The sequence below is a fragment of the Duganella sp. CY15W genome (assembly GCF_009857555.1).
In the GTDB taxonomy this organism is placed as follows: Bacteria; Pseudomonadota; Gammaproteobacteria; order Burkholderiales; family Burkholderiaceae_D; genus Rugamonas; species Rugamonas sacchari.
In genome coordinates this window covers 41,182-66,307 of the sequence record NZ_WWCQ01000006.1, presented here as the reverse complement: position 1 = coordinate 66,307, position 25,126 = coordinate 41,182, and the positions used below count along the sequence as shown (strand labels likewise).

The following is a 25,126-nucleotide window of genomic DNA, read 5'->3' as shown; positions in this document are numbered from 1 at the left end:
GATGGCTTTTTTGTTTTCAGCGCCGGAATTTGCGCGGCTGGCGTTTGCGTGCTGCCGAATTCTGATCCTGCAAGATCGCATCCACGCGCTCCGACGCCTCGCGCGACAGGCGCTGCGCCAGTTCGGTGTCCGGGAAATGTTCAGGCTGGCGGTAGGCCAGCCATGCATATGCCGAGTACAGGCGGCAGGCATCTTCCACTTCCTGCAAATTCATATAGTGCAGCGGCGTCTCGCCCGACTTCAGGGGCGTGATCTTCTTCTGCGCCAGCGACCTGGCCCAGTTCTCCCACGCGTGCTGCAGCGACGGCACCTTGGATGATATCGGCACCAGCGACAGCGCGAACTTTTCCGCCACCGTCAGTTCCAGCGTATCCAGCCAGGCCGCGCGCTCGAACTGGTCTTCGGTAATGCGCGGATAGAAGAAACCATCCGGCACATCGATATTGTGCACAAAGCGCTTGAGCAGCTTGGCCAGCGCATGCTCGTGCGTGACCGAGGAAATACGGTGCAGATGCTCCAGCGTCGGCGCCACGGCAAAGCCGGTGGTTTTCAGCGGCACCGGCTTTTCGCGCAACAGCGAGCGCATCACATTGTGCGTCTCGTTGTCGTAGCCCGCCACCAGGCCTTCCTCATGCACGCCAAAGCGCCCTGCCCGGCCGGCAATCTGGCGCGCCAGCGCGGCTGGGATCTCTTCCTCTTCGTAGCCGTTGTATTTGACGGTGGTGGTCATCACCACGCGCGCGATCGGCATGTTCAGGCCCATGGCGATGGCGTCCGTGCCGACCACCACGTCGGCCGCGCCGTCACGGAAACGCTGGGCCTGCGCGCGCCGCACCTCGGGCGACAGATTGCCATACACGGTGGCCACCGACAGGCCCATCTCGGTCACCATATCACGCCACATCAGAACTTCGCGGCGCGAGAAGCAGATCACCGCGTCGCCGCGGCGCAGACTGCTGAGCTTGCGCACAGCGGCCGGTTCGACGGTCAACGGTCCCTTGCGCTTGAGCAGGTGGACTTCCAGTTCGCACTCCAGGCGCGCAGCCAGCACCTCGATGGCGCGCCGCGCTTCCGGCGCACCCACCAGGTAGACCACCCTGGCCGGCGCCCCGCAAACGGCGGCCGTCCAGGCGGCGCCGCGATCACGGTCAGCTAACATCTGGATCTCGTCGATCACCGCCACATCGACCGGCGTCTGGGTATCCAGCATCTCCACGGTGCTGGCGACGTGGGTGGCGCCGGGCATGAGCCGGCGCTCCTCGCCCGTGACCAGACTGACTTTCAAGGGCTTGCCATGCTGTTGCATTTCCTGCAAGCGCTCATAGTTCTCCAGCGCCAGCAAGCGCAGCGGCGCCAGGTAAACGCCGCTCGGCGCCTTGCCCAGGGCTTCCATGGCCTGGTGGGTCTTGCCGGAATTGGTCGGCCCCAGCACGGCAATCAGCTTGCGCTTCATGCGGCGCGCGACGTCAAACGAGGCGGGATATTCCGCCAGATTGATGCTCTGGCGCGTGCGCTCGGCGTGCTGCTCCTCCATGTCGCGCTCGACCGCGTGCTCCAGACGCATGCGGATGCGGTCGAACACCATGCCGGCCGGCTCGGAAATTTGCATATCGCTGAGCGCCTGCAGGAAAGGCTCGGCGTCCATATCACAGTCATCGCAGGCCTCAACCAGCTCCTGGACGAAGGTGGCGGTGTCCGCGTGCAGGGCGTCGATGACCTCGTCGCTGGCCCGTTCGCGCAGCAATGCGCCGCGCGCCTCGGCATCCATTTTCCGCCACTTGGACGGCTTGGCCAGCACGCCTTGCGTCGGCACCAGATCGTAGGCGATGCGGCGGCCACCGTAGCTGACTTCGCCAGTGATGCGCAGGAAAACGCGGCCCTCCATCCGGGACAGCGAAATGCCTTTGTCCGCCAGTCCGAGCTGACGGATCAGCTCATCATCCTCTGCTGGATCGCCCTCAAGGGCGGTAATTTTCGGCGCGGAGGATGGGTGGGTCATGACGGTATACTCGGTAAAGACTGGCCCCGGATTATACCGTGCCAGCCTGCGCCCTCGTCTTCCCAGGTATTTTCTGGCACCATATCGCCCCATGCCTCAAACCATATATACGGCCGTTCACCATGAACTGCTCATTAAAAAAAGCCGCTTTATCGCCTGCGTTCAACCCATGGCGGATCGCGCCAGCGCGCAGAAAATCGTTGCCGAATTATGGCAACAACATCCGGGTGCGGCTCACGTATGCTGGGCATTATTAGCCGGCGGCCAATCTGCCGCAGTGGATGATGGTGAGCCTAGCGGCACTGCAGGCCGTCCCATGCTCGATGTTTTACGTCACCAGGATCTGGAAGGGGTATTAGCGACCGTCGTGCGTTATTTTGGCGGTGTTAAATTGGGCGCTGGCGGACTGGTGCGCGCTTATACCGACAGCGTCGCCCAGGCATTATTACAAGCCGAGAAAATCGCCATTATCAAACAGCGTTGTTTGATTTGCACCGTACCTTATGCCATGGAAGGCCTGGTACGCCGTGAAATTGAAATCGCCGATGCTGTGCTGATTAATGTCCAGCATGCCAGCGACGTCCAGTTTGAATTCAGCCTGCCAGATACCATCGCCGATGCATTCATTATCCGCCTGAATGAAGCTGGCCATGGCCGCATCAGCTGGATAACTCCCGAAGACGAATAAACCGTCCTGGCCGACATTCCCGTCGGCCGCCCTTCACAAGCTGATTTTTGGCGTATTTATGCCAATTTTTAGCATGCATGAGGGGCTACACGCCGCAAACTCCATAGCGTGCCACGGGGTTTCAGGCGCTTGCAGGGCGCAGCGAACCAATAACTACCCTAATTAAATAATCAAAATGCCTGGCGTCCTAAAACTTATTTTAATTGCCATATAAGAACAATAGGTGTATATTGCCTTAAATCAACTATCGCTAATCGCCCAACACCCGCGATTGGCCATTATTTCCTCACTGGCCTTATTCCCGCCAACGTTCCGCCGGAACGCGAGTCATCTTCCCGATCACCGGAATATCACGATGAAATTCACTAATCTGAAGGTAGCCGCCCGGCTGGGTCTGGGCTTTGGCGCTGTATTGCTTATGCTGGCGATTACGCTTGCCCTGAGTATTTACAGCCAACATCAACTCAATGAAAACACGGACGATATCGTCACGGAGACTTATCCCAAGGTATTACACGCCCAAGCCGTCATGAATCACAGCAATCAAATTGCCCGCTCGGTGCGCAATGCCCTGCTGATTCATGACGAATCCCGGGCGGAAAAAGAAATTGCAGTAATCACCGCCAAGCTCAAGGATGCCGATGAATCCATGGCCAAACTGGATAGTTTGGTTAAATCCGACAAAGGCCGCGCGCTATTCAGCGCCATGCAGGCCGCGCGCAAACCCTACGAAGCGACGTTGGCCCAGGTACTGCGTTTGCGTCTCAATAACGATATCGACGGTGCAGTCGAGTTAATGCTGGGCACCATGCGTGAGCAGCAAACCGCCTATATGGCCGCGATCGACACGCTGATTGCCCACCAAAGCGCCGCCATGGAACTCGCGCGCGCCAAGGCTGAAGATACTTACAAGCAATCGCGCAGCCTGGCGTTGGGCTTGGGCCTGATGTCGCTGGTCACCGGCGCAGCCGTGGCCTGGCTGATTTCGCGCCAGCTGCTGCGCCAGCTCGGCGGCGAACCTGGCGAGGTGGCGGATATCGCCCAGCAGATTGCCGGCGGCGACCTGTCCGTACCGATCGCACTGCGCGACGGCGATAAGCGCAGCCTGCTGTTTGCGATTCAAAACATGCGCGACAGCCTGGCAGACATCGTCGGCCAGGTGCGCAGCGGCGCCGACTCCATTGTCACCGCTGCAACAGAAATCGCTTCCGGCAATATGGACCTGTCGTCGCGCACCGAGCAGCAAGCCGGCTCGCTGGAAGAAACCGCCTCGTCGATGGAAGAGCTGACCGCCACCGTCAAGCAAAACACCGAAAACGCGCGCCAGGCCAACACGCTGGCGCAATCGGCATCGCAGATCGCGGTGGAAGGCGGCGCGGTAGTGGCCAACGTGGTGCAGACCATGGATGGGATCAATGCGTCGGCCAGAAAGATCGTTGACATCATCAGCGTCATCGATGGCATCGCGTTCCAGACCAATATCCTGGCGCTGAATGCGGCGGTGGAAGCCGCACGCGCGGGCGAACAGGGGCGCGGCTTTGCCGTGGTGGCGTCGGAAGTGCGGACGCTGGCGCAGCGTTCCAGCGAAGCAGCCAAGCAGATCAAGTCGCTGATCGATGATTCAGTCAGCAAGGTCGGCGTAGGCACCGAGCTGGTCGGCACCGCTGGCGCCACCATGGAAAAGATCGTGGCCGCCGTCAAATCCGTGACCGACATCATGAGCGAGATCAGCATTGCCAGCCACGAGCAGGAAGCGGGCATCGAACAGATCAACCACGCCATCACCGAGATGGACACGGTAACGCAGCAGAACGCCGCGCTGGTCGAAGAAGCTGCCGCTGCGGCGGAAGCGCAGCAGGACCAGGCCCATCATCTGGTGGAACTGGTCGGTGTGTTCAAGCTGTCGGCGGACCAGCGCCGTCAAACCGGGGTGAGCGCAATCGGCATGGGCCAGCGCAAGCCGCAGCTTGCCCTCGCCGCCTCGCACGCCAGTGGCCGCCGCGCCGCTTAAAACTTGATCGACAGCCCGACGGTCCAGCTCCAGTCGGGCGTGTTGCGGTTCAAGCCGCGCGACAGCGCCGTATCCACCTGCACCATGTCGGTCAGCAGGTAGGAGCCGCCGATATCAACTGTGGTGAGCGAGCCGCCATCGCGGCCGCGCGCGATGCGTGGCGCCGAGTACTCCACAAAAGTGCGGCAGCGCTCGCTCCATTCCTTGCCCAGCACGATGCCGAAGATGCCGCTGGTGTAGCGTTCGCCATTGTCGTTGTGCTGCCAGGCCAGGCCCGGCATTACGCCCAGGCCGAAGTCATCGGGGAGTTCCCACTCGGCCGCCAGGCGCAGCGAACCGCCTTTGCCGGCGGCGCGGAACGGACCGGAGCCGCTATCCAGATCCACATGCCCGAGTACCGCCATGGACGGCCGCGCGCCTTGCGCATCCGCGACATGCCATTTCACGCCCAGCGAGACATCGGCATAGCCGTTCTGCGTCTGCCGGCTGCCGCTCTGCAAGTCATCGGTCACGCTGCGCATGCGGCCATCGGTTTCGATGCGCGCTTCCATGGTGTCGCTGATGCCGAAGCGCAGCAAGGTCGGCGTCGAGTAGGTGCGCTGCCGGATGCCATTGGTCTGGTCGCGTTCCAGCGCAACGCTGGTTTCGAGCTGAAAGCGGCCCTTGCCGACGACGTTGCTGGATTCGACAAAGTCCGGCCGGTCCGTCACGATCTGATCTTTTTCATCGGCCGCCTGGGCCAGTGTGGGCAGAACCAGCAGTAAAGCTGCCATCTTCAGCACACGCATGTGACCTCCACAATCAACGAACTGTGGACATTACCCTATCACATTGGTATAAATTCATCGTTGGAAAATTCCCACAACGAAAGATGAAGATAGAAAAACTCGAACTGGCAGGCTTTGAGGATTTCCTGGACTACCTCAACGATCACTTGTCGGACAATGGCCGCAACGGCACGGCTTATTTCCAGCCGCTGCCGCGCGCCGAATCGCGCTTTCCGGCCGAGAAGGCGGAGGCGTTCAAAAACGGCATGCAAATTCCAGTGGGTGAGCCGGGATGGCGGCGGGTCTGGATCGCGCGTGCGGCAGAGGGCGGCATCGCCGGCCACATCGACCTGCGCGCGCTGGCGGAACGCCATACGGCCCACCGATGCCTGCTCGGCATGGGCGTTGATCGCGGCCATCGCCAACGGGGACTGGGCGGCCAGCTGATCGCGCACGCGGAAGACTGGGCGCTGACCGCGGGCCTGCAATGGATCGACCTGCAGGTGCTGTCCGTGAACGCTCCCGCAATTGCGCTCTACCAACGCCAAGGCTTCCGTCAGACCGGCGAAATCCCCAATCTGTTCCACATCGACGGCCAGCACTTCAACTACACCAGTATGAGCAAGCGCCTGCGCTAGGGTGTCCGTTTCCGGGCAACGGTGAGCGGAGGCGGGCAAAGGCGCTAGCCGCATGCCCGGCCAAGCCATTGATTTATATAGTTTTCGACACTGGCACGGGGCTTGCACTAGAACGGGCATGGACACCATCATCGCCCCCGACATCATCGCCCGCCGCAAGCGCAAGAGTTTGCTGGCAATGGCCGCCCTGCTTGCGACCCTGAGTGTGACCGCCTGGGCCATTAACCGCGCGGTCAGCCCCAGCGTGGATGCCAGCAACGTCAGCATCGCCACCGTGCGCAGCGGCAGTATCGCCAACACCATCAATGCTTCCGGCATCGTGATACCGGTGCATGAGGAACTTGTCTCCAGCCCGATCCAGACCCGCGTGGCCAAGGTGCACGCCAAGCTGGGCCAGCAAGTGCAGGCCGGCGAGCTGCTGCTGGACCTGGACAACCGCACCATCCAGCTGGCCATCGATTCGCTCAAGGAGCAGCTGGCGCAGCAGGAAAACCGCATCCTCGCGCTGACGCTGGAAATGGACCAGAAACGCAAGCAGCTCACCAGCGCCATCGAACTGCTGCAGCTGGACCTGGAAGCCACGCGCGTGCGGCTGGGGCGCTTCCAGACGCTGCGCAAGGCGGGCGGCGTGTCGGCGGAAGACCTGCTCACCGCCGAACTCAACGTCAAGCGCAACGAGATCCAGCTGCGCCAGCATCACGAGCAACTGGAGGACAACAAGCGCGTCACCAACAGCAATATCGAAGGCGCACGGCTGCAAAAGAGCATCCTGCAAAAGCAGTTGCAGGAACAGCAGCAGCTGCTGGCGCAAACCCAGGTGCGCGCGCCGTTCGCCGGCATGCTGACCTGGCTGCTGGCCGATGAAGGCGCCAGCGTGAATACCGGCCAGCTGGTCGCCAAAGTCTCCGAGCTGAACAACTACAAGGTTGAGGCCTCGCTGTCCGACTTCCATGCGCGCGTGCTCAACGCCGGCCAGAAAGTCCTGGTCGAACAGGGCAACACCCGGCTGCAAGGCGAAGTGCAGACCGTGCTGCCGGAAATCCAGAACGGCACCGTCAAGCTGCTGGTCACGCTGGCTGAGCCGCATCACACCATCCTGCGCAACAAGCTGCGGGTGGAGGTCAACATCATCACCGAACAGAAGCAGCACACGCTGCTGGCCGACAGCGGCCCGGCCTTCAACGGCCGTGGTCCGCAAGACCTCTTCGTGGTGCGCGACGGCATTGCGCACAAGACCACGCTCAACATCGGCGCCAGCGATGGCAAGGCCGTCGAAATCCTGTCCGGCGCGCGCGCCGGCGATCAACTCATCATCTCAGACACCAGCCGCTACAAGGACCGCGACAGCGTCCGCGTCGCGCAATAACCAAGGAGCCCAGCATGATACGCCTGAACAAAGTCAGCAAAACCTACCAGACCGACAAGGTCGAAACCCTGGCCTTGAAAGACATCGACCTGCACGTGGCGAAATCCGAATTCGTCAGCATCATGGGTCCCAGCGGCTGCGGCAAGAGCACGCTGCTGAACCTGATCGGTCTGCTCGACGAGCCCGGCAGCGGCGCGATCCACGTGGGCGGCACGCCGGTGGCGTCGTACAAGGACAAGTATGTGGCCCGGCTGCGCAACAACACCTTTGGCTTCATCTTCCAGAGCTTCCACCTGATTAACGACCTGCGCGTGATCGACAACGTCGAGCTGCCGCTGCTGTACCGCAATCTCTCCAGCAAGAAGCGCCAGCGTCTGGCGCGCGAGGCGCTGGAAAAAGTCGGCCTCGGTGCACGCATGGACCACTACCCGAATCAGCTGTCCGGCGGCCAGCAGCAGCGCGTCGCCATTGCGCGCGCGATTGTCGGCCAGCCGCAGGTGCTGCTGGCCGACGAACCCACCGGCAACCTGGACAGCAAGATGGGCCAGGAAGTCATGGACATCCTGCTCAAGCTGCACAGCGAAGGCACCACCATCGTCATGGTCACCCACAACGAGCAGGAGGCCAGGCAGGCGACCCGCATCGTGCGCGTGTTCGACGGCCAGTTGGTCGCATAGGGAGCGCATATGTTCAGAAATTATCTGCTGACGGCATGGAAAGTCTTCATGCGCCGCAAGCTGTTCACCGCCATCAACCTGCTGTGCATCGTGCTGACGCTGGTGGTGCTGATGGTGGTCACGGCGCTGCTGCAAAACACCTTCGCGCCCAGTGGCGTGGAAGGCAAAAGCGACCGTTTTGTGCAGATGCTCATGGTGAGGTCGGTGCATACCGAACGCGCCGGCATGCGCAGCGGCACGCTTGGCTACAAGCTCATCGAGCAGTACCTGAAGCCGCTCAAGCATGCCGAACTGGTGTCGGCCACCAGCTTCCCGCAAACAGTCTCGGTGTACCAGCAAAACCAGGTGAGCGAGCTGTTCATGCGCCTGACCGATGCGGAATACTGGAAGATCCTCGATTTCACCGTGCTGCAGGGCCGCGTGCTGAATGCCGACGATGTCGAGCAAGGCCGCATGGTGGCCGTCATCAACGAATCGACCGCGCGCAAACTCTTCCCCGGCCAGACCTATCTGGGCCAGAAATTCAGCGCGGGCGGCCAGATCTTTAGCGTGATCGGCGTGGTGAAGGATGAGCTGCACCTCAACGCGTTTTCAGACATCTGGGCGCCCATCACCTCGCAGCCATCGAGCGACTACAAGAACACCCTCTTTGGCGGCTACACCGCGATGATGATGGCGCGCACGCCGCAAGAAATTCCCGCCTTGAAACAGGAAATCATCCACGCCGCCACCACTGTGCAATACGACGATCCCAACAGCTTCAACAAGACCATGTTCTGGGGCGACTCCAAGCTGGAACTGTTTTCCCGCACGCTGCTCGTCGACCAGTCGGAAGACGGCGGCGTCCCCAAGCTGCTGGCGGGCCTGGTGCTGCTGATGCTGCTGTTCATGACACTGCCCGCGCTGAACCTGATTAACCTGAACGTGGGCCGCATCATGGAACGCAGCAGCGAAATCGGCGTGCGCAAAGCGTTTGGCGCCACCAGCCGCCAACTGGTGGCGCAGCTGGTGATGGAGAACGTGCTGCTGTGCCTGGCCGGCGGCGTGGTCGGCCTGGTGTGCGCGGCCGGCGTGCTGTGGTGGCTGGAAGGCTCGGGCCTGATCCCCTACCTGCAAGTCCACCTCAACCTGGCCGTGTTCGGCTATGGCCTGCTGATTACACTGGTGTTTGGCGTGCTGTCGGGCGTGATCCCGGCCTGGAAAATGTCCCGCCTCGCCCCGGTTCACGCCTTGAAAGGAGCCGCATAATGCTGCGCCATATGCTGAAACTGATCTGGAAACGCAAGTCCCGCAACATGATGCTGAGCCTGGAAATCCTGCTGGCCTTCCTGGTGGTGTTCGCGATTGCCGCGTTCGGCCTGCGCTACTGGCAGTTGTACCAGCTGCCGACCGGCCACGCCTATCAACACCAGTGGTCGGTCACCATCCGCAGCGCGCAGGACCTGCCCAACGATGGCGCCCTGTTCGACAACCTCAAGCGCAGCCTGCTCGCGCTGCCGGAAGTGGAGTCGGTCGCCTTCAGCTCGTTTGGCACCTACGAAATGTCGCGCTGGACCGAGAACTATGCGCTGCCCGACGGCAGCAACCGGCTGCAAGTCGACAGCCTCAACGTCAGCGACGACTACTTCGCCACGATGGAAATGACACCGGCGGCCGGCCGCTTCTTTTCCAGGGCGGACGATGGCGCCGACGCCATTCCGGTGGTCATCAACCGCCGCCTGGCGGACCAGTGGTTCCCCGGCAAGCAGGCAGTGGGCCAGATCGTCGTGCTCAAGGTGGATGGCAAGCAGGAGGTGCCGCGCCGCCGCATCGTCGGCGTGGTGGAGGATTTCCGTTCCCATGGCGAGTTCATGGACCCGGTCTACTTCATGCTGCTGCGCTGGGTGCCGGGTACCGGCAAGGATGCGGTCAACAACATCATGCTCAAGCTGAAGCCCGGCACGCCGCGCATCTTTGAATCCCGCCTCAACGCCAAGCTCAAGCAGGTCCGCAGCGACTGGTCCTATGTGGTCACGCCGCAGACCGATGCCCGCTCGTCGATGCTCAACACGCAGCTGGTGCCGCTCAAGATACTGGGCGTGATTGCCGCCTTCCTGCTGGTGATGGTGGCGTTTGGCCTGTTCGGCGTGCTGTGGCAAAACACCACGCAACGCATCCCGGAAATCGGCCTGCGCCGCGCGCTGGGCGCCGATGCGGGCAGCATCTACCGCCAGATCGTCTCAGAGCAAATGCTGCTCAGCACGGTCGCCATGCTGGTGGCGCTGGTGCTGGTCATCCAGCTGCCGCTGACCGGCGTGTTTGGCGACAGCCTGAACTGGACTGTGTTTATCGCGGCCGTGGTGCTTTCGGCCAGTGTGATCTATCTGCTATCCTTGCTGTGTTCACTCTACCCCGGCTGGCGCGCCGCGCGCCTGAGTCCGACACAAGCGCTGCACTATGAATAAGACATGGAATCCACCCGTAAGCAACGCATCTTAATTGTCGATGACGACAGCGCGGTGCAGGTGTCGCTGGCCCTGCTGCTCAAGCAGTCCGGCTACGACGCCGTATGCGCCGACGATCCGCAACAGGCGCTGGCCGTGCTGGCGCAGCAGCCCATCGACCTGGTTTTGCAGGACATGAACTTCTCCCTGCAAACCAGCGGCGAGGAAGGCTTGCAGCTGCTGGCCGGCATCCGTGCCGCGCAGCCAGCCCTGCCGGTGCTGCTGATGACGGCCTGGGGCTCGATCGCGCTGGCGGTGCGCGGCATGCAGGCCGGCGCCGCCAACTTCTTCACCAAGCCCTGGGATAACACCCAGCTGGCCGAACTGATCCGCACCACGCTGGAGGCGGCCACGCCGGCCGGCCGCGCCTCGCGCCAGGCGCTGGACGCGCAGTTTGATTTCAGCGGCATCGTCGGCGAACATCCGCGCCTGCTCAAAGTGCTGAGCACCATCGGCCAGGTCGCGAACACGCGCGCGCCGGTGCTGATCCTGGGCGAAAGCGGCTGCGGCAAGGAGCTGATTGCCGACGCGCTCCACCGCAACAGTTCGCGGGCGGGCCAGGCCATCGTCAAGATCAACATGGGCGCGATCACGCCGTCGCTGTTCGAAAGCGAAATGTTTGGCCATGTGCGCGGCGCCTTCACCGATGCCAAGGCGGACCGCAAGGGCCACGTCGCCAGCGCGCACGAGGGCACGCTGTTCCTCGATGAAATCGGCGAGCTCAATCGTTCGGACCAGGTCAAGCTGCTGCGCGTGCTGCAGGACCAGACCTACCAGCCGGTCGGCGCCAGCCGCACCGAGCGCGCCGACGTGCGCGTGGTGTCGGCCACCAACCGCGAACTGGCGGAACTCGTGGCCAGCGGCGAGTTCCGCGAAGACCTGTTCTATCGCCTCAACCTGATTACGATACGCCTGCCGCCGTTGCGCGAGCGGCGCAGCGATATTCCGCTGCTGGCGCGCCACATCCTGGGCGAGGTGGCGGCCAGCTATGGCCTGCCGGCGGCAAGCATCGCGCCGCAGGCGCTGGAGTGGCTCAGCGCGCAGCCATGGCCCGGCAATATCCGCCAGCTCAAGCAGACGCTGGAGCGCACGCTGCTGCTGGTCGGCCGTAGCGAGCTGCGCCAGGCCGACTTTGTCGCCGCCGAGCAGCATGAACACGGTGGCCCGCTCAACGCGTCCGGCGCGCGTCTCGGCGTGGATGGCATGACGCTGGAGCAGGTCGAGCGGCACATGATTGCCCACGCGCTGGAACAGCATCAGGGCAATATCTCGCGCGTCGCCAAGGCGCTCGGCCTCAGCCGCACCGCGCTCTACCGCCGTCTGGAACGTCACGGCCTCGGCAGCGCACCGGAAAGCGAAGCGCTGCCATGACCTTGCGGTGGCGCCTGTATGGCTATCTGATTGCCGCCCACCTGCTGTTCCTGGCGATCACCGTGCTGCTGTTCCGTACCCAGCCGCTGCTGATGCTGGGGCTGGAGGCCACCGTGCTGCTCAGCCTGGTGCTGGGCATCCGCCTGATCCGCCGCGCGCTGGAGCCGCTGGGCTACACACGCCACTTCCACGACCTGCTGCAAGACCAGCACTACGCGGCCCGCCTGCAACACAGCGACGACAAGGAACTCAATGAACTGGTCCAGCTGTTCAACACCATGCTGGGCGCGCTGTATCAGGAACGCTTGCAGATCGGCGAGCAGCAAGGCTTTCTCGACCGCCTGCTGGAAGCCACACCCAGCGCGGTCATCGTGTTTGACTTTGATGGGCGTATCAGCCTGCTCAACGCCAGCGCCCTCGCCCTGCCCGGCCTGGCCCAGGCGCATGGTCAGCCACTCTCGGCCTTTGCTGGCGAGCACAGCCTGCTGGCCCAGCTGGACGCGCTGCCGCTCGGCGATTCCCAGCTGCTGACCGGCGCCGATGGCCGCCGCTACCGTGGCCAGCGCGGCCAGTTCTATGACCGCGGCTTCGCCCGCCACTTCCTGCTGGTGGAAGAGCTGACCGAGGAACTGGAAAGCTCGGAAAAAGCCACGTATGAAAAGCTGATCCGCGTGCTGGCCCACGAGGTCAACAACACCGTCGCCGCCACCGGCTCGGTGCTCGACTCGCTGCTCTACTACCGCCGCCAGCTGGCCGAGCGCGACAGCGAAGACTTCAGCACCGCCATCCACGCCGTCCAGCGCCGCAACGCCAGCCTGGGCGAATTCATCGAACGCTTCACGCGCGTGGTGAAAATGCCGGCGCCGGAACTGCGGCCGAATGCCGTGCGCGATGTCATGGACGACATCCTGTATCTGTACCGCGAACAATGCCGCAGCCGGGGCATCAGCATCGCGTGGCAGCGCTGTGACGAGGTGCCGGCCATCGCCATGGACCGCCAGCTCATGGAGCAGGCGCTGCTGAATATCGTCAAGAACGCGATGGAGGCGGTGGAGATGGGCGCGGGCGCGGACCGCCACATCCACCTGGTGCTGGCGCAGGAGGCAGGCGCGGTCCGGCTGTCCGTGATCGACAGCGGCAACCTGCTGGGAGAAGTCCCCGCGCATCAGCTGTTCACGCCTTTCTTCACCACCAAAAAAGGCGGCCAGGGCATCGGCCTGCTATTTGTGCGCGAGGTGCTGAATCGCCACGGCTTCCGCTACCGGCTGGCCGCGACGCCGGACGGCGCCACCAGCTTCGACATCTGGCTGCTTAGTCCACGCGCTGCACTTTAGGGTTGCGGTGCGCGCCCTCGATATCGAGGAAGATCGCGCCCAGCATGCCGCGCTTGACCGTGACCTTGGGATTTTTCAGCTCGACGATATCTTCCGTCTCATCCACCACTTTCCACACCTGGCCGTTCGCCAGGCGGATGCGCTGCCCACGTACCCAGCCATCAAACTGGCCGGCAATCGTGGTTTCGATGGCGTTCAGGCGCACCGGACGCAGGATTTCCGGCTCGCGGCCAAACATGGCTTCCAGCTCGGCAGGGGTGGGCGCGGCCACCGTGGTGTAGGCAGGCGCCGCGCCCGCACGTGGTGCGGCAGCGGCGGCCACCACGCCTGCCGGCGGCGGCAAGGCGCCTGGCTGGGCCGGGATGGCGTTATAGCAGGCCAGGCGCACCGGGCCGTCCTCCAGCTGGCGGCACTTCAGCAGCGCCGCATCATTGGCCAGGGCGGCCGTCGAAACCAACATCAGGGCAAACAAAGCTTTCATCGCGACTCATCCATAAAGGTCAACACTGCCGCGATTATAGTCAGATTCAGAATTCTTCCCAACCATCGCCGCTGGCAGCGCGCGTCAGCTGTTTCGGCGGCGTGGCTGGCGCGCTGCTCAGCGGCGGCCGTTTCGCCGCCGGCTTGAACGGCACCGGCTTGGGCGCAGCCGGCCGTACCGCGCCGGGCTGCTGGCCGTCGATGCGGAAGATGCTGACCACGCGCTCCAGGTTGGCAGCCTGGTTCTGCATGGCTTCGGCTGCGGCGGCAGCCTCTTCCACCAGCGCCGCATTCTGCTGCGTCACCACATCCATCTCGCTGACGGCCTGGTTGATCTGCTCGATGCCGGCGCTCTGCTCGTCGCCGGCGCTGGAAATGTCGGCCATGATGTCCGTCACGCGCTGCACGCTGGTCACCACCTGCTCCATGGTCTGGCCGGCCTGCTCCACCAGCTTGCTGCCGATCTCAACCTTTTCCACCGAGGTGCCGATCAAGGTCTTGATTTCTTTCGCGGCAGTGGCCGAGCGCTGCGCCAGCGTGCGTACTTCGGACGCCACCACGGCAAAGCCGCGGCCCTGCTCGCCCGCGCGCGCCGCCTCCACTGCGGCGTTGAGCGCCAGGATATTGGTCTGGAAAGCGATGCCGTCGATCACTGCAATGATGTCGACGATCTGGCGCGACGATGCATTGATGGCGCCCATGGTATCGACCACCTGCGACACCACCGCCCCGCCCTGCTGCGCCACCGCCGATGCCGACTGCGCCAGCTGGTTGGCCTGGCGCGCATTGTCGGTGTTGGCGCGCACCGCGCTGGTCAGCTCCTCCATCGAGGACGCCGTCTCTTCCAGCGAGCTGGCCTGCTGCTCGGTACGCGCCGACAAATCCTGGTTGCCACTGGCGATCTCGGTCGATGCCGCAGCAATCGTCTGCGTACCCACCCGCACCTCGCTCACAATTTGGGCCAGGGCATCGCGCATCAGTTTCATCGCGTGCAGCATGCTGTGCTCGTCGTTGCTGCGCGTATCAACCTGCACGCTCAGGTCGCCTGCCGCGATACGGCCGGCAATCGCCGCCGCATAGTCCGGCTCGCCGCCCAGCTGGCGCAGCAGGCCACGCGCGATCAGCGCTGCAGCCACTGCGCCGACCAGGATCGCCAGCCCGCTCAGCGTCAGCATCAGCACGCGGGCGCGGTGATAGGCCGCCGTGGCTGCGGCTGCATCGGCCTGGTTGGTTTCCTTTTGCAGGGCGGCATAGTCATCCATCGCGTCTTGCCACTGCTGGGTGGCTGGACCGGCCTGTTTCATCAGCAGCTCGGTCGCCACCTCATCCTGGTTGGCCAGCGCCAGCGTAAACACCTGGTCATTGAGCGGCCGGGTTACCTGTGCCTGAGCGGCAATGCGCTCGCGGATCGCCAGCCCCTTGGCCGTGGCCGGCAGCCTGGCCAGCGACTCCACAGCATGGTTGTAGGCGGCGCGCGCCTTGGTGACCTTGTCCAGTTCCGCCCGGATGGCTGCTTCATCACTGAGCAGCACCACGCTGCGCGTCACCCGCGCGACGATATGCACCGATTCCGACATCTCGGTCACCAGCTCGGTCTTGACGGCATTTTCATTGACGATTCGGTCGAGCTTGGCATGAATCGTGCTCATGTTGAATACGCCAAGCATGGCTACCAGCAACAGCAGCACCAGCACCAGACCAAAGCCCAGCCCCAGGCGGGTACCGACTTTCATGTTTGCGATAACCATGCGCTGCTCCTGTAAAAATCGATGCAGGAAATTGTACGCCTGCCCATACATATAGTTTCAATAAATTAATTAATTGCAAGATGCTATATACGTTTTTCTCATAGGCATATAGCCAGAAATTCGCATAAACGCATTTAAACCAACGCTGGTCGCATATAAAATGCACGATCGGTGACAAAACAAGTAGCAAGGGGCAAGAAATGGCGACAAATGTAATCCTCAACCTGCTGGCGGCGCTGGCGTTGCTGGGCCTGTTGTATGCACAACAACGCAAACATGCATCGTTTTCGGTGCGCGTATTCACCGGCATGGGGCTGGGCGTGCTGCTGGGTGCGGCATTGCAAGCCCTCTACGGCGCCGGTGCGGCCGAAGTGAAAACCACCGGTGACTACCTGGACATCGTCGGCAGCGGCTACGTCAAATTGCTGCAAATGATCGTGATGCCGCTGATTATGGTGTCCATCATTTCCGCCATCCTCAAGCTCAAGGGTATCAACTCATTAGGCAAAATCAGTGCGCTAACTATCGGAACGCTGATGATCACCACGCTGGTGGCCGCCAGCATCGGCATCCTGATGGCCAAACTGTTCAGCCTGAGCGCGGTGGGCCTGACCGCGTCCGCGGCTGACATCGCGCGCGGCGTTTATCTGCAAGGCAAGGTGGAAACGGCGCAGGCGATTTCGCTGCCGAGCATGCTGCTGAGCTTTATCCCGGCCAATCCCTTCCTGGACATGACGGGCGGCCGCAAGACGTCCACCATTGCAGTGGTGATCTTCTCGGTGTTCATCGGCATCGCCGCCACCGGCATCCACGACAAGAAGCCGGACATCTTCGCCTCATTCGAGCGTTTTATCCAGGTGGCGCACGCCATCGTCATGCGTATCGTCACGCTGGTGCTGCGCCTGACACCGTATGGCGTGTTTGCGCTGATGGCGCAGGTGGTGTCCAGCTCCAGCTATACCGACATCCTGCACCTGATCGATTTCGTACTGGCCTCGTACAGCGCGCTGTTGCTGATGTTTGTGGTGCACCTGGCCATCGTCTCGGGCCTGGGCCTGAATCCGCTGCGCTGGAGCAAAAAAATCCTGCCGCTGCTGACCTTTGCGTTCACCTCGCGCAGCAGCGCCGGTGCGATCCCCATGAGCGTGCAGACCCAGACCACGCGCCTGGGTACGCCTGAAGGCATCGCCAACTTTGCCGCCTCGTTTGGCGCCACCATCGGCCAGAACGGCTGCGCCGGCATCTATCCGGCGATGCTGGCCGTGATGATTGCACCGACGGTCGGCATTGATCCGTTCACGCTGGGCTTTATCGCGCCGCTGCTGGCCATCATCACCATCGGCTCGGTGGGCGTGGCGGGCGTCGGCGGCGGCGCCACGTTTGCCGCGCTGATCGTGCTGTCGTCGATGAACCTGCCGGTGGCGCTGGCCGGCCTGCTGATTTCGATTGAGCCGCTGATCGACATGGGCCGTACCGCCCTCAACGTCAGCGGTTCGGTGACGGCAGGCGCCGTCGCCAGCCGCGTGCTGGGCGAGACCGACATGGCCGTCTTCAACAGCGACGCTGAACCACCGGTCGACAGCGAGCGCAAGGCCGCCTGACGGAATGGGCTGCACCCCGCTGCGGCCTTCGCTCTTCCTGGGCACCCAAGCAGTGCACGCAATAAAAAAAAGGGCCCGCAGGCCCTTTTTTTGTCAGCTACGCCGTTCCGTATCAGAACTTGTAGTTGTAGGCAAAGCCCAGCAGCGACAGATGGGTCTTGTAGGTGCCGCGCGTGGTTTCGCCGTTACCGGTGCAGGTGGTCATCAGCGGGTTGCAGTTGTTGGTGTAGTTGATCTTCGCATCCTTGAAGTCCAGGAAGCTGTAGGCCAGATCAATCGACGAACGTGGGCTCAGCTTCCAGTTGGCGCCGACCGAATACTGCATACGGTCGCTGTCCGGCAGTGCTGGGTGGGTCAGCTCGGCGTTTTTCACTGGCGACTCATCGTAGGCGACACCAGCACGCAGGGTCAGGTTTTCGTTGTACGCATAGTTGCCGCCCAGCGAAACGCGCACGGTATTTTTCCACTGCTGACGGATCACTTCCGCGCCTTCGGTGGTGCCAGGGAACTGGATGTCCAGGTCGCCCATGCGGTTGTTGCGGGTGAAGGTCACGTCCGCCATGCCGGCCCATTTCGAGTCGAACTGGTGGAACACGTTGGCCGACAGGGTTTCCGGCGTGCGCAACGCCACCAATGCAGCCGAGTTCACTTTATGCGAAGCCGCTTGCAGCACCTGGTTGACGATCGGATCGGTGGTCACTTTCGAGAAGTCCCACACGGTGCTGCCTTTCAGCTGGTGCGAGATCGACGAGCGGTATGCCAGGCCGAAGCGGGTGTTCTGGTCCAGCGTGAACATATAGCCCAGGTTGAAGCCCCAGCCCCAGTCCTTGCCGTCGTTCGAAGCGTGGCCGTCGTTGACAGCGCGCAGCAGTGCCGGATTGCCGCCCAGTGCCGCGATCTGCTTGATCAGCAGCGCGCCTTGTGCAGCGCCCGGGCCGCTCGACAGTGCGGCCACCGAGCCTGGCACGTCCACGGCCTGGGCCAGTTCGGCTTTCATGTATTCGGCATCGATACCGAAACCAAACGCGTGGTGCTCATTGAGCTTCCACGATACCGAAGGGTTCAGGTTGATGGCTTCCAGCTTGATGTTGGACAGTGCGTAACGGCCGGTCCAGGTGTCGCCGTAGTTCAGCTTGGCGCCGTAAGGCACGAACAGGCCCAGGCCGACGGCCCACTGGTCGTTGAGCTTTTTGCTGACGTACAGCGATGGCGCGGTCACGGAGTCCGGTGCGTAGTCCTTGGCCGCAGTGCCGCCAGCTGGCTGGCCGGTGAAGTGGGTCGAACCGGCATCCGAGAAGGTCGAATGCGGCACCACGACGGTGGCGCCGGCGCTGATCTGCGTGCCGTCCAGACGGGACAGGCCAGCCGGGTTGTAGAAGATGGTCGAAGCATCCGCAGCTTCGGCGCCGTTGGCGTCCGCCGTGCCCTGGCCGGACACGCTTTGCGAACCAAAACGGTAGCCCGACGCCTGGGCGCTGACGGAAATCGCGCTGAGCGCGGCGGCAATAATCAGGGGGAGATATTTGTGCTGCATGACAGTCTCGCTTTATAAATGGTTTTGTGGTCCGGTAACCAATTTTTAGTACCGGAAGGCCAGCAGCATACTACACAAGTAAAACATTGCAAAAGGCAAGCCGTTAGAGGAGGAATACTAATTAAGACCTTGAAACCGAGCAGATGCTCTGCACGTCAGTCACAAAAAAAGGGCCCGAAGGCCCTTTCCCGTATTTAATTAAAAATACTATTAGGCAATTTTTCGCTCTTCTTCCACCGGTGCGGCGGCAGGCGTTTGCGGGCCGCCACGGCCGGTCAGCTTGCGCACCGCCTTGACGATCATGCGGTACACAAAGCGCACCAGCAGCAGCGTCAGCAGTGCTTCCAGCAGCGTCACCACGGCCGCCAGGGCGACCGGCTGGCGGGCGGCACGGTGGCGGAACTTGGCGCCCATGCTGTCCTTGGCAATCTCGATACTGTCGTAGAAGGTGGGCACCATCAGCAGGGTCAGCAGCGTGGAGGTGATGGTGCCGCCAATAATCGCGATCGCCATTGGGCGATAGAACTCACCGCCCTCGCCCAGCCCCAGCGCTACCGGGAACATGCCGGCGATCAGCGCGAAGGTGGTCATCAGGATAGGACGCAGACGCATGCGGCCGGCGTACATCAGCGAATCCTCACGGCTGAAGCCCTCTTCCTGGCGCTTGCGGGCAGCGTCCAGCAGCAGGATCGCATTCTTCGCCACCAGGCCCATCAGCATAATCACGCCGATCAAGCTCATCAGATTAATCGTGCTGTTGGTCAGCAGCAGACCGATCACCACACCGATCAGCGACAGTGGCAGCGACAGCATCACCCCGATCGGCGCCGTGAACGAGCCGAACTGCATGACCAGAATCAGGTACATCAGGCCGATACCGGCAATCAGCGCGATGCCCATGGCGCCAAACACTTCCTGCATGTCCTTGCCGGCGCCGCCCAGGGCCAGACCGTAGCCTGGCGGGAAGTCGATGTCCTTCACCAGCTTCATGGCGTCCGTGGTCACCTCGCCTGGCGAACGGCCTTCGACGTTGGCGCTCACCGCAATCACGCGCTTGCCATCCTTGTGCTTGATGGTCGATGGGCCCTTGCCCATGGTGACGCTGGCGATCTGGTCCAGCGGCACCATCTGGTTGGTGCCTGCCACCGCGATCGGCAGACGCTCAATGTTCTCGGCGCTGGTACGGTCTTCCGGCGCCAGGCGCACTGCCACGTCGCGCGACTCGCCGGTCGGATCGACCCAGTCGCCCACTTCGATACCGGCAAACGCCACACGCAGCGCCTGCGCCGCATCGCCCGCCGCAATTCCCATGGAATTGGCCAGGCCGCGGTTCAGTTCAATCTGCAGCTCGTCTTTCGGGTCCATTTCCGACAGGCCCACATCAACCGCGCCCGGCACCTTGCGCAGACGGTCCATGAAGGCATTGGTAATTTCCATCAGCTTGCGCGAATCGGTGCCTGTAAATTCAATCTGCACCGGTTTGCGGGCGCCGTTGCTGAGGTCGTCCAGCACCGTGTACTCGGCGCCAACCAGGCCTGCCAGCTTCTCGCGCAGTTCCTTGGCAACCTCGATCGCACCGCGCTTGCGCTCGGTCTTCTTGCCGATATCGACGTAGATGCGGCCGCCACTGAGGTTGACGTAGCTATTGGTTTCCTTGGTTTCCTTGATGGTGCGGGCAATCACGGCCGCCTTTTCCAGCTTGAGGCGCGAGTACTCCAGCGACGACGACGACGGCGTCCGCACATCAATTGCAATCGTTCCCCAGTCGGAGGCCGGCACAAAGCTGGCGCCGCCGAATTTGGCTTGCAGCATGATCGCGCCCACAAAGGTGGCCATCGCAATCACGGCCATCGAGCGGCGGTGATGCAGCGCCCATTCGATCACATTGCCGTAGCGGTTGGCCTGGTGGTCAAACCAGTGGTTGAACTTGGCGAAATACTTCTCGATGCCCTTGCGCGGTGCGTTATGGTGATCCGGCGGATCACCCCAGAACGCCGACAGCATCGGGTCCAGCGTGAACGAGATCAGCAGCGACACGGCCACCGAGCAGGTCACCGTCAGCGCGAACGGACGGAACCATTCACCCGTGATGCCAGGCATGAAGGCCACCGGAATAAACACTGCCATGATCGAGAACGTGGTGGCGGCCACCGCCATGCCGATCTCGGCCGTGCCGCGCAGCGCGGCGGTGCGGCGGTCGGCGCCCAGCTGCATATGGCGCACGATGTTTTCCCGCACCACGATGGCATCGTCAATCAGCACGCCGATCGCCAGCGACAGGCCCAGCAGCGTCATGAAGTTCAGCGTAAAGCCGCACAGCCAGACGCCGATGAAGGCCGCCAGTACCGAGGTCGGCAGCGACAGCGCGGTAATCAGCGTCGAGCGCCACGAATTCAGGAACGCATACACTACAAAGATGGTCAGGCCGGCGCCAAACACCAGCGCCTCGATCACGTTGTTGAGGCTGGACTCGGCGTTTTCGCCATCATCCTGCGTGACTTCCAGCTTGGTGCCGGTCGGCATTTCCTTCTGCATTTCCTTGACCATGTCGCGGATTTTCGCAGCCACGGTCACGGTCGAGGCATCGCGCGAGCGGGTCACCGAGATACCGACGTTGGGTTTGCCGGAGCGCACGCTCAGGCTGTTGACTTCCGCGAAGCCGTCTTCAATCGTCGCCACTTGCGCCAGGCGCACCAGCTCATCGCCATTGCGCTTGACCACCACTTGCTGGAACTCTTCCGGGCGTTCGATACGGCCGACCAGACGGATGCTCTTCTCATCCAGATCGCCGCGCACCTTGCCGACTGGCGCATTGGTGTTCTGGTTGCGCAGCGCATTCACCACATCGCCTACCGAGACGTTGTACTCGCGCAGCTTCTCAGCTTTGAGCAGCACGCTCAGCTCGCGCTTGAGCGAACCGTCGATGTTGACCGAAGCCACGCCGTCGATACTGCGGAAGCGGTCGGCCAGCTTGTCTTCGGCCAGGCGCGAAATTTCCGCGTGGGTCTGGGTGCTCGACGACAGCGCCATCTGCATCACCGGCTGCGCCGCCGGATCGATGCGCTGCAGGATGGGCTCGCGCATCTCGGTTGGCAGCTTGTAGCGCACGGCCGCAATCGCGTTGCGGATTTCGTCCGACGCTTCAATCAGGTTCTTGGTAAAGGTGAACTTGATGAAGATGCTGGCCGAGCTTTCCGACGCCGTACTATTAATCTCGGTCACGCCCGTAATCGAGTTGAGCGACTTTTCCAGACGGTTGATGATCTCGCGCTCCACCGTCTCCGGCGAGGCGCCAGGATACGGAATGTTGACCACGATGAACGGCACTTCCACGTCCGGGTTCTGGTTGACACGCAGCTTGTTCAGCGCCATCAAACCCAGGCACATCATGGCGACGATCAGCACGATCGTGGCGATGGGCCGTTTAACACTAAAATCCGATAAGAACATGGCTGATATCCCTTTTATTTAGCCGAAGCCACTGCCTTAGGCGCAGCGATTTCCACTTTCTGGCCATCCTTGAAACCGGAAGCCGGCACACGCACCACCATATCGCCCGCCTGCAGGCCGGTCAGCACCTGCCAGCGGCCGCTGCGTTCGTCGCGCGTGCCGATGGTCAGCGGCACCTTGGTCAGCGCGCCGCCCTTGACGCGCCACACATAATTGCTGTCGCCCGCCTGCACCAGCGCCGACGGCGGGATCATCAGCGACGACGAGGTCTGCGATTCAACGCGGCCTTCGGCGTACAGGCCGGCCACGCCGGGACGGCTGGCGTCGGCAAACTCCACCAGCACTTCCACCTGGCGCGTTACCGCGTTGGCGGCCGGATCGACCCGCTTGACCTTGCCGTTAAAGCCCTGGCCGGGATAGCCGTTCACGCGGAACAGCACCGGCTGTCCCACCTTGACCACGCCGATCTTGTCGGCCGAGACCATGCCTTCAAAGCGCATGCTGTTGGGATCGATCACTTTCACGAGTTCCTTGCCGACCGCAGCGGTATCGCCGTTGGACACCTTGCGGTCGCTGACGATGCCGTCAAACGGCGCGCGCACCACGGTGCGGGTCAGCTGCTGGCGCGCGGCTACCGAGCGCGAACGGGCGGCGGCCAGATCGCTCTGGGCATTGTTGCGGCGCACTTCCGCGTCTTCCATCGCGGTGGTCGAGACCATGCCCGAGGCCAGCAGGGTTTTCTGGCGCTCGTACATGCGCTGGGTCTGGGCCAGCGTCTGCTCGGCGGCGCGGGTGGCTTCATCGGCCGAGGTCAGGCTGTCGCGGATCGAGGTTTCGTCCAGCTTCAGCAGCACATCGCCTTTTTTCACCGGCTCGCCATTCTCTTTGAGTACCTGAACTACAACCGCACTCACCTCCGCGCGCAGATCGGCGCGGCGCTCGGGCTGGATCGAACCGGTGATGACCGGGCCGGACGCCAGCGCATTGGATTCAACCGTCAAGGTATCTTCGGGCGACATCTGCAAGGTGACTTTCTTGTCGTCTTTACCTGCGGAAGCAGAGGCCGAAGCAGACGCTCCAGCTTTTTCAGGCTCCTTGGCTGACTTGCCGCATGCAACCAGGGCAGAGGCAATGGCGAGAGCGAGAAGGGTTTTGCGCAACATAAAGTTCTCCGAGAAAGTGGCACCTGAGGTGCTTTTAGAATGATCCAGACTACAGGGCGCAGAGTATCCGTGACCGACGTTGTCAGGTCAATCATAGTGCGACGGACGGTAGAATTTGTGGCTGAAACGCCAAATAGGAGGATAAACGGTAAACCGGCAGGCTGGCGCGGACGTCCAGCCGGACAGCGGTGCGGACAGCCCGCACCGCCCAGGCAGCCTTAGCCGCGGCCGAACACGGCGTGGATGATATGGCCCATGATAATACCGGTGGTCAAGCCGCCGGCGATTTCCACCAGCGTATGGCCCATGCGCTCGCGCAGCCACTTGTGGCCGCCATCTTCCTTGGCAAGCCGGTTGATGGCGGCGGCCTGCTTGCCGACGTGCTGGCGCAGGCTGTTGGCATCGATAATCACGATAAAGCACAACGTCACGGCAACGCCGAACGCCGGATGGCCGATGCCTTCGCGCAACGCGATCAAGGTCGCCATGCTGGACACCACCGCACTGTGGTTGCTTGGAAAACCGCCGTTACCGACCAGATTAAACGCCCATTTGCGCGCCTTGGCGCTATTAATCAGAAACTTGATCGGGCCCACCGTGATCCAGGTCAGCAGCGGGGTAACGAGGTAAGCGATGTCCATGATTGAATCCTTTGCATTTTTTGTGGCGACATTATGGCAGACGGTGCCCCAGCGGCGGAAGCAAGTAATATAAAATTCACCCCATCCTCAAAATTTCAATAAAGACAACGATGCAGCACTTCCGAATCTCCTTTGCCGTCACCTTCATCCTCATGGCCCTGGCGGGCTGGTGGGGCTACAACCACGGCGGCGTCAGCGCCATGGTGCAAGCGCTGTGGATCACCGCCGTCCTCGGCATCATGGAAGTGTCGCTGTCGTTTGACAACGCCGTCGTCAACGCCTCCGTGCTGCGCCACTGGAACGAATTCTGGCGCAAACTGTTCCTCACCGTCGGCATCCTGGTCGCGGTATTTGGCATGCGCCTGCTGTTCCCGCTGCTGATCGTCTCGCTGGCCACCGGCCTCGGCCTGATGGACGTGTGGCACATGGCCACCAACGCGCCGCAGGAATACTCGCGCTACCTGACCGGCGCCCATGCCCAGGTGGCGGCCTTCGGCGGCGCCTTCCTGCTGCTGGTGTTCCTGAACTTCCTGTTCGACGACCAGAAAGAACTGCACTGGCTGGGCTGGATCGAAGAAAAACTGGGCCAGCACGGCACCGAAAGCCTGGCCGTGCTGCTGACCCTGGCAGCAGTGTTTGCCTGCGTCTCGCTGGTTGCGGCCGAAGCGCAATACACCGTGCTGACCGCCGGCGTGGTCGGCGTCATCATCTACCTGGCCGTCGGCTGGATCAGCAGCCTGCTGGAAGAAGACGAGCCGGACGAGGACGACGACACCACCGAAGCCGGCGTCGCGCCGGTGGTGGCCGCCGTCGCCAAAGGCAGCATCGGCGGTTTCCTGTACCTGGAAGTGCTGGACGCCTCGTTCAGCTTTGACGGCGTGATCGGCGCCTTCGCGATTACCACCGACGTCGTCGTCATCATGCTGGGGCTGGCGATTGGCGCCATGTTCGTGCGCTCGCTGACCGTATTCCTGGTCCACAAGGGCACGCTGGACGAATACGTCTACCTTGAGCACGGCGCGCACTACGCGATCGGCATTCTGGCCGTCATCATGCTGGCCAGCGTCAAATACCACATTCCCGAATGGTTCACCGGCCTGTCCGGCGTGGCGTTTATTGCCGTCTCACTGTGGTCATCGGTGCGCCACAAACGCCGGAACGCCGCGTGATAATAT

Annotated in this window: 19 protein-coding genes; 11 read left to right on the top strand and 8 right to left on the bottom strand. The window is 62.3% G+C overall.

Translation table 11 applies throughout. From position 1 onward, the window contains the following. Positions 1-16: 16 nt before the first annotated feature. The gene (locus GTP58_RS25025; RefSeq protein ID WP_161079789.1) at positions 17-1,999 is read right to left on the bottom strand and encodes a helicase-related protein; all 1,983 of its coding nucleotides are present in this window, start codon (positions 1,997-1,999) and stop codon (positions 17-19) included. Between the two features lie 91 nt (positions 2,000-2,090). Here GTP58_RS25025 and GTP58_RS25020 point away from each other — a divergent pair, with 91 nt between their 5' ends. Beyond that, the gene (locus GTP58_RS25020; RefSeq protein ID WP_161079788.1) at positions 2,091-2,687 is read left to right on the top strand and encodes a YigZ family protein; all 597 of its coding nucleotides are present in this window, start codon (positions 2,091-2,093) and stop codon (positions 2,685-2,687) included. Between the two features lie 355 nt (positions 2,688-3,042). Further along, positions 3,043-4,698 (top strand): methyl-accepting chemotaxis protein, encoded by a 1,656-nt coding sequence (locus tag GTP58_RS31750; protein ID WP_161079787.1) that lies wholly within the window; start codon positions 3,043-3,045, stop codon positions 4,696-4,698. Here GTP58_RS31750 and GTP58_RS25010 read toward each other — a convergent pair. After that, complete coding sequence (locus GTP58_RS25010) at positions 4,695-5,486, bottom strand: transporter (protein ID WP_161079786.1); 792 nt, start codon at positions 5,484-5,486, stop codon at positions 4,695-4,697. The genes GTP58_RS31750 and GTP58_RS25010 overlap by 4 nt on opposite strands. Positions 5,487-5,569: 83 nt before the next feature. On the opposite strand from GTP58_RS25010, the gene GTP58_RS25005 reads away from it, so the two are divergent. The 7 genes from GTP58_RS25005 (at position 5,570) to GTP58_RS24975 (ending at position 13,334) form a co-directional block, all read left to right on the top strand. Continuing rightward, positions 5,570-6,103: a GNAT family N-acetyltransferase gene (locus tag GTP58_RS25005; protein ID WP_161079785.1), complete on the top strand. Its 534-nt coding sequence runs from the start codon at positions 5,570-5,572 to the stop codon at positions 6,101-6,103. Between the two features lie 118 nt (positions 6,104-6,221). Continuing rightward, positions 6,222-7,469, top strand: a complete 1,248-nt coding sequence (locus GTP58_RS25000) for an efflux RND transporter periplasmic adaptor subunit (RefSeq protein WP_161079784.1) — start codon at positions 6,222-6,224, stop codon at positions 7,467-7,469. A 14-nt stretch (positions 7,470-7,483) separates the two neighbouring features. After that, positions 7,484-8,146 carry an ABC transporter ATP-binding protein gene (locus tag GTP58_RS24995; RefSeq protein ID WP_161079783.1) on the top strand — a complete coding sequence of 221 codons (663 nt, stop codon included), beginning with the start codon at positions 7,484-7,486 and terminating at the stop codon, positions 8,144-8,146. 9 nt (positions 8,147-8,155) lie between these two features. Beyond that, positions 8,156-9,394: an ABC transporter permease gene (locus GTP58_RS24990; protein ID WP_161079782.1), complete on the top strand. Its 1,239-nt coding sequence runs from the start codon at positions 8,156-8,158 to the stop codon at positions 9,392-9,394. After that, positions 9,394-10,590: an ABC transporter permease gene (locus GTP58_RS24985; protein WP_161079781.1), complete on the top strand. Its 1,197-nt coding sequence runs from the start codon at positions 9,394-9,396 to the stop codon at positions 10,588-10,590. Before GTP58_RS24990 ends, GTP58_RS24985 begins: the two co-directional genes overlap by 1 nt. 3 nt (positions 10,591-10,593) lie before the next feature. Beyond that, the gene (locus GTP58_RS24980) at positions 10,594-12,000 is read left to right on the top strand and encodes a sigma-54 dependent transcriptional regulator (protein ID WP_161079780.1); all 1,407 of its coding nucleotides are present in this window, start codon (positions 10,594-10,596) and stop codon (positions 11,998-12,000) included. Further along, positions 11,997-13,334 carry a PAS domain-containing sensor histidine kinase gene (locus GTP58_RS24975; RefSeq protein ID WP_161079779.1) on the top strand — a complete coding sequence of 446 codons (1,338 nt, stop codon included), beginning with the start codon at positions 11,997-11,999 and terminating at the stop codon, positions 13,332-13,334. Before GTP58_RS24980 ends, GTP58_RS24975 begins: the two co-directional genes overlap by 4 nt. Here GTP58_RS24975 and GTP58_RS24970 read toward each other — a convergent pair. Beyond that, positions 13,312-13,815 (bottom strand): hypothetical protein, encoded by a 504-nt coding sequence (locus tag GTP58_RS24970; protein ID WP_161079778.1) that lies wholly within the window; start codon positions 13,813-13,815, stop codon positions 13,312-13,314. The genes GTP58_RS24975 and GTP58_RS24970 overlap by 23 nt on opposite strands. 46 nt (positions 13,816-13,861) lie before the next feature. Beyond that, positions 13,862-15,562, bottom strand: coding sequence for a methyl-accepting chemotaxis protein (locus tag GTP58_RS24965; protein WP_161079777.1), 1,701 nt, complete (start codon positions 15,560-15,562; stop codon positions 13,862-13,864). Positions 15,563-15,762: 200 nt separating this feature from the next. Here GTP58_RS24965 and GTP58_RS24960 point away from each other — a divergent pair, with 200 nt between their 5' ends. Continuing rightward, positions 15,763-17,163 carry an L-cystine transporter gene (locus tag GTP58_RS24960; RefSeq protein WP_161079776.1) on the top strand — a complete coding sequence of 467 codons (1,401 nt, stop codon included), beginning with the start codon at positions 15,763-15,765 and terminating at the stop codon, positions 17,161-17,163. A 112-nt stretch (positions 17,164-17,275) separates the two neighbouring features. On the opposite strand, the gene GTP58_RS24955 is transcribed toward GTP58_RS24960, so the two are convergent. The 4 genes from GTP58_RS24955 to GTP58_RS24940 form a co-directional block, all read right to left on the bottom strand. Further along, on the bottom strand, positions 17,276-18,697 hold the full coding sequence (locus GTP58_RS24955) for an OmpP1/FadL family transporter (protein ID WP_161079775.1): 1,422 nt from the start codon (positions 18,695-18,697) through the stop codon (positions 17,276-17,278). A 210-nt stretch (positions 18,698-18,907) separates the two neighbouring features. Beyond that, complete coding sequence (locus GTP58_RS24950) at positions 18,908-22,147, bottom strand: efflux RND transporter permease subunit (RefSeq protein ID WP_072790346.1); 3,240 nt, start codon at positions 22,145-22,147, stop codon at positions 18,908-18,910. A 14-nt stretch (positions 22,148-22,161) separates the two neighbouring features. Beyond that, positions 22,162-23,310, bottom strand: a complete 1,149-nt coding sequence (locus GTP58_RS24945; protein WP_161079774.1) for an efflux RND transporter periplasmic adaptor subunit — start codon at positions 23,308-23,310, stop codon at positions 22,162-22,164. 218 nt (positions 23,311-23,528) lie between these two features. Beyond that, entirely contained in the window at positions 23,529-23,951 is a 423-nt protein-coding gene (locus tag GTP58_RS24940) for a divergent PAP2 family protein (protein WP_161079773.1), read from the bottom strand. Between the two features lie 110 nt (positions 23,952-24,061). On the opposite strand from GTP58_RS24940, the gene GTP58_RS24935 reads away from it, so the two are divergent. Then, positions 24,062-25,120 carry a DUF475 domain-containing protein gene (locus GTP58_RS24935; RefSeq protein ID WP_161079772.1) on the top strand — a complete coding sequence of 353 codons (1,059 nt, stop codon included), beginning with the start codon at positions 24,062-24,064 and terminating at the stop codon, positions 25,118-25,120. The last annotated feature ends 6 nt before the right edge of the window (positions 25,121-25,126 follow it).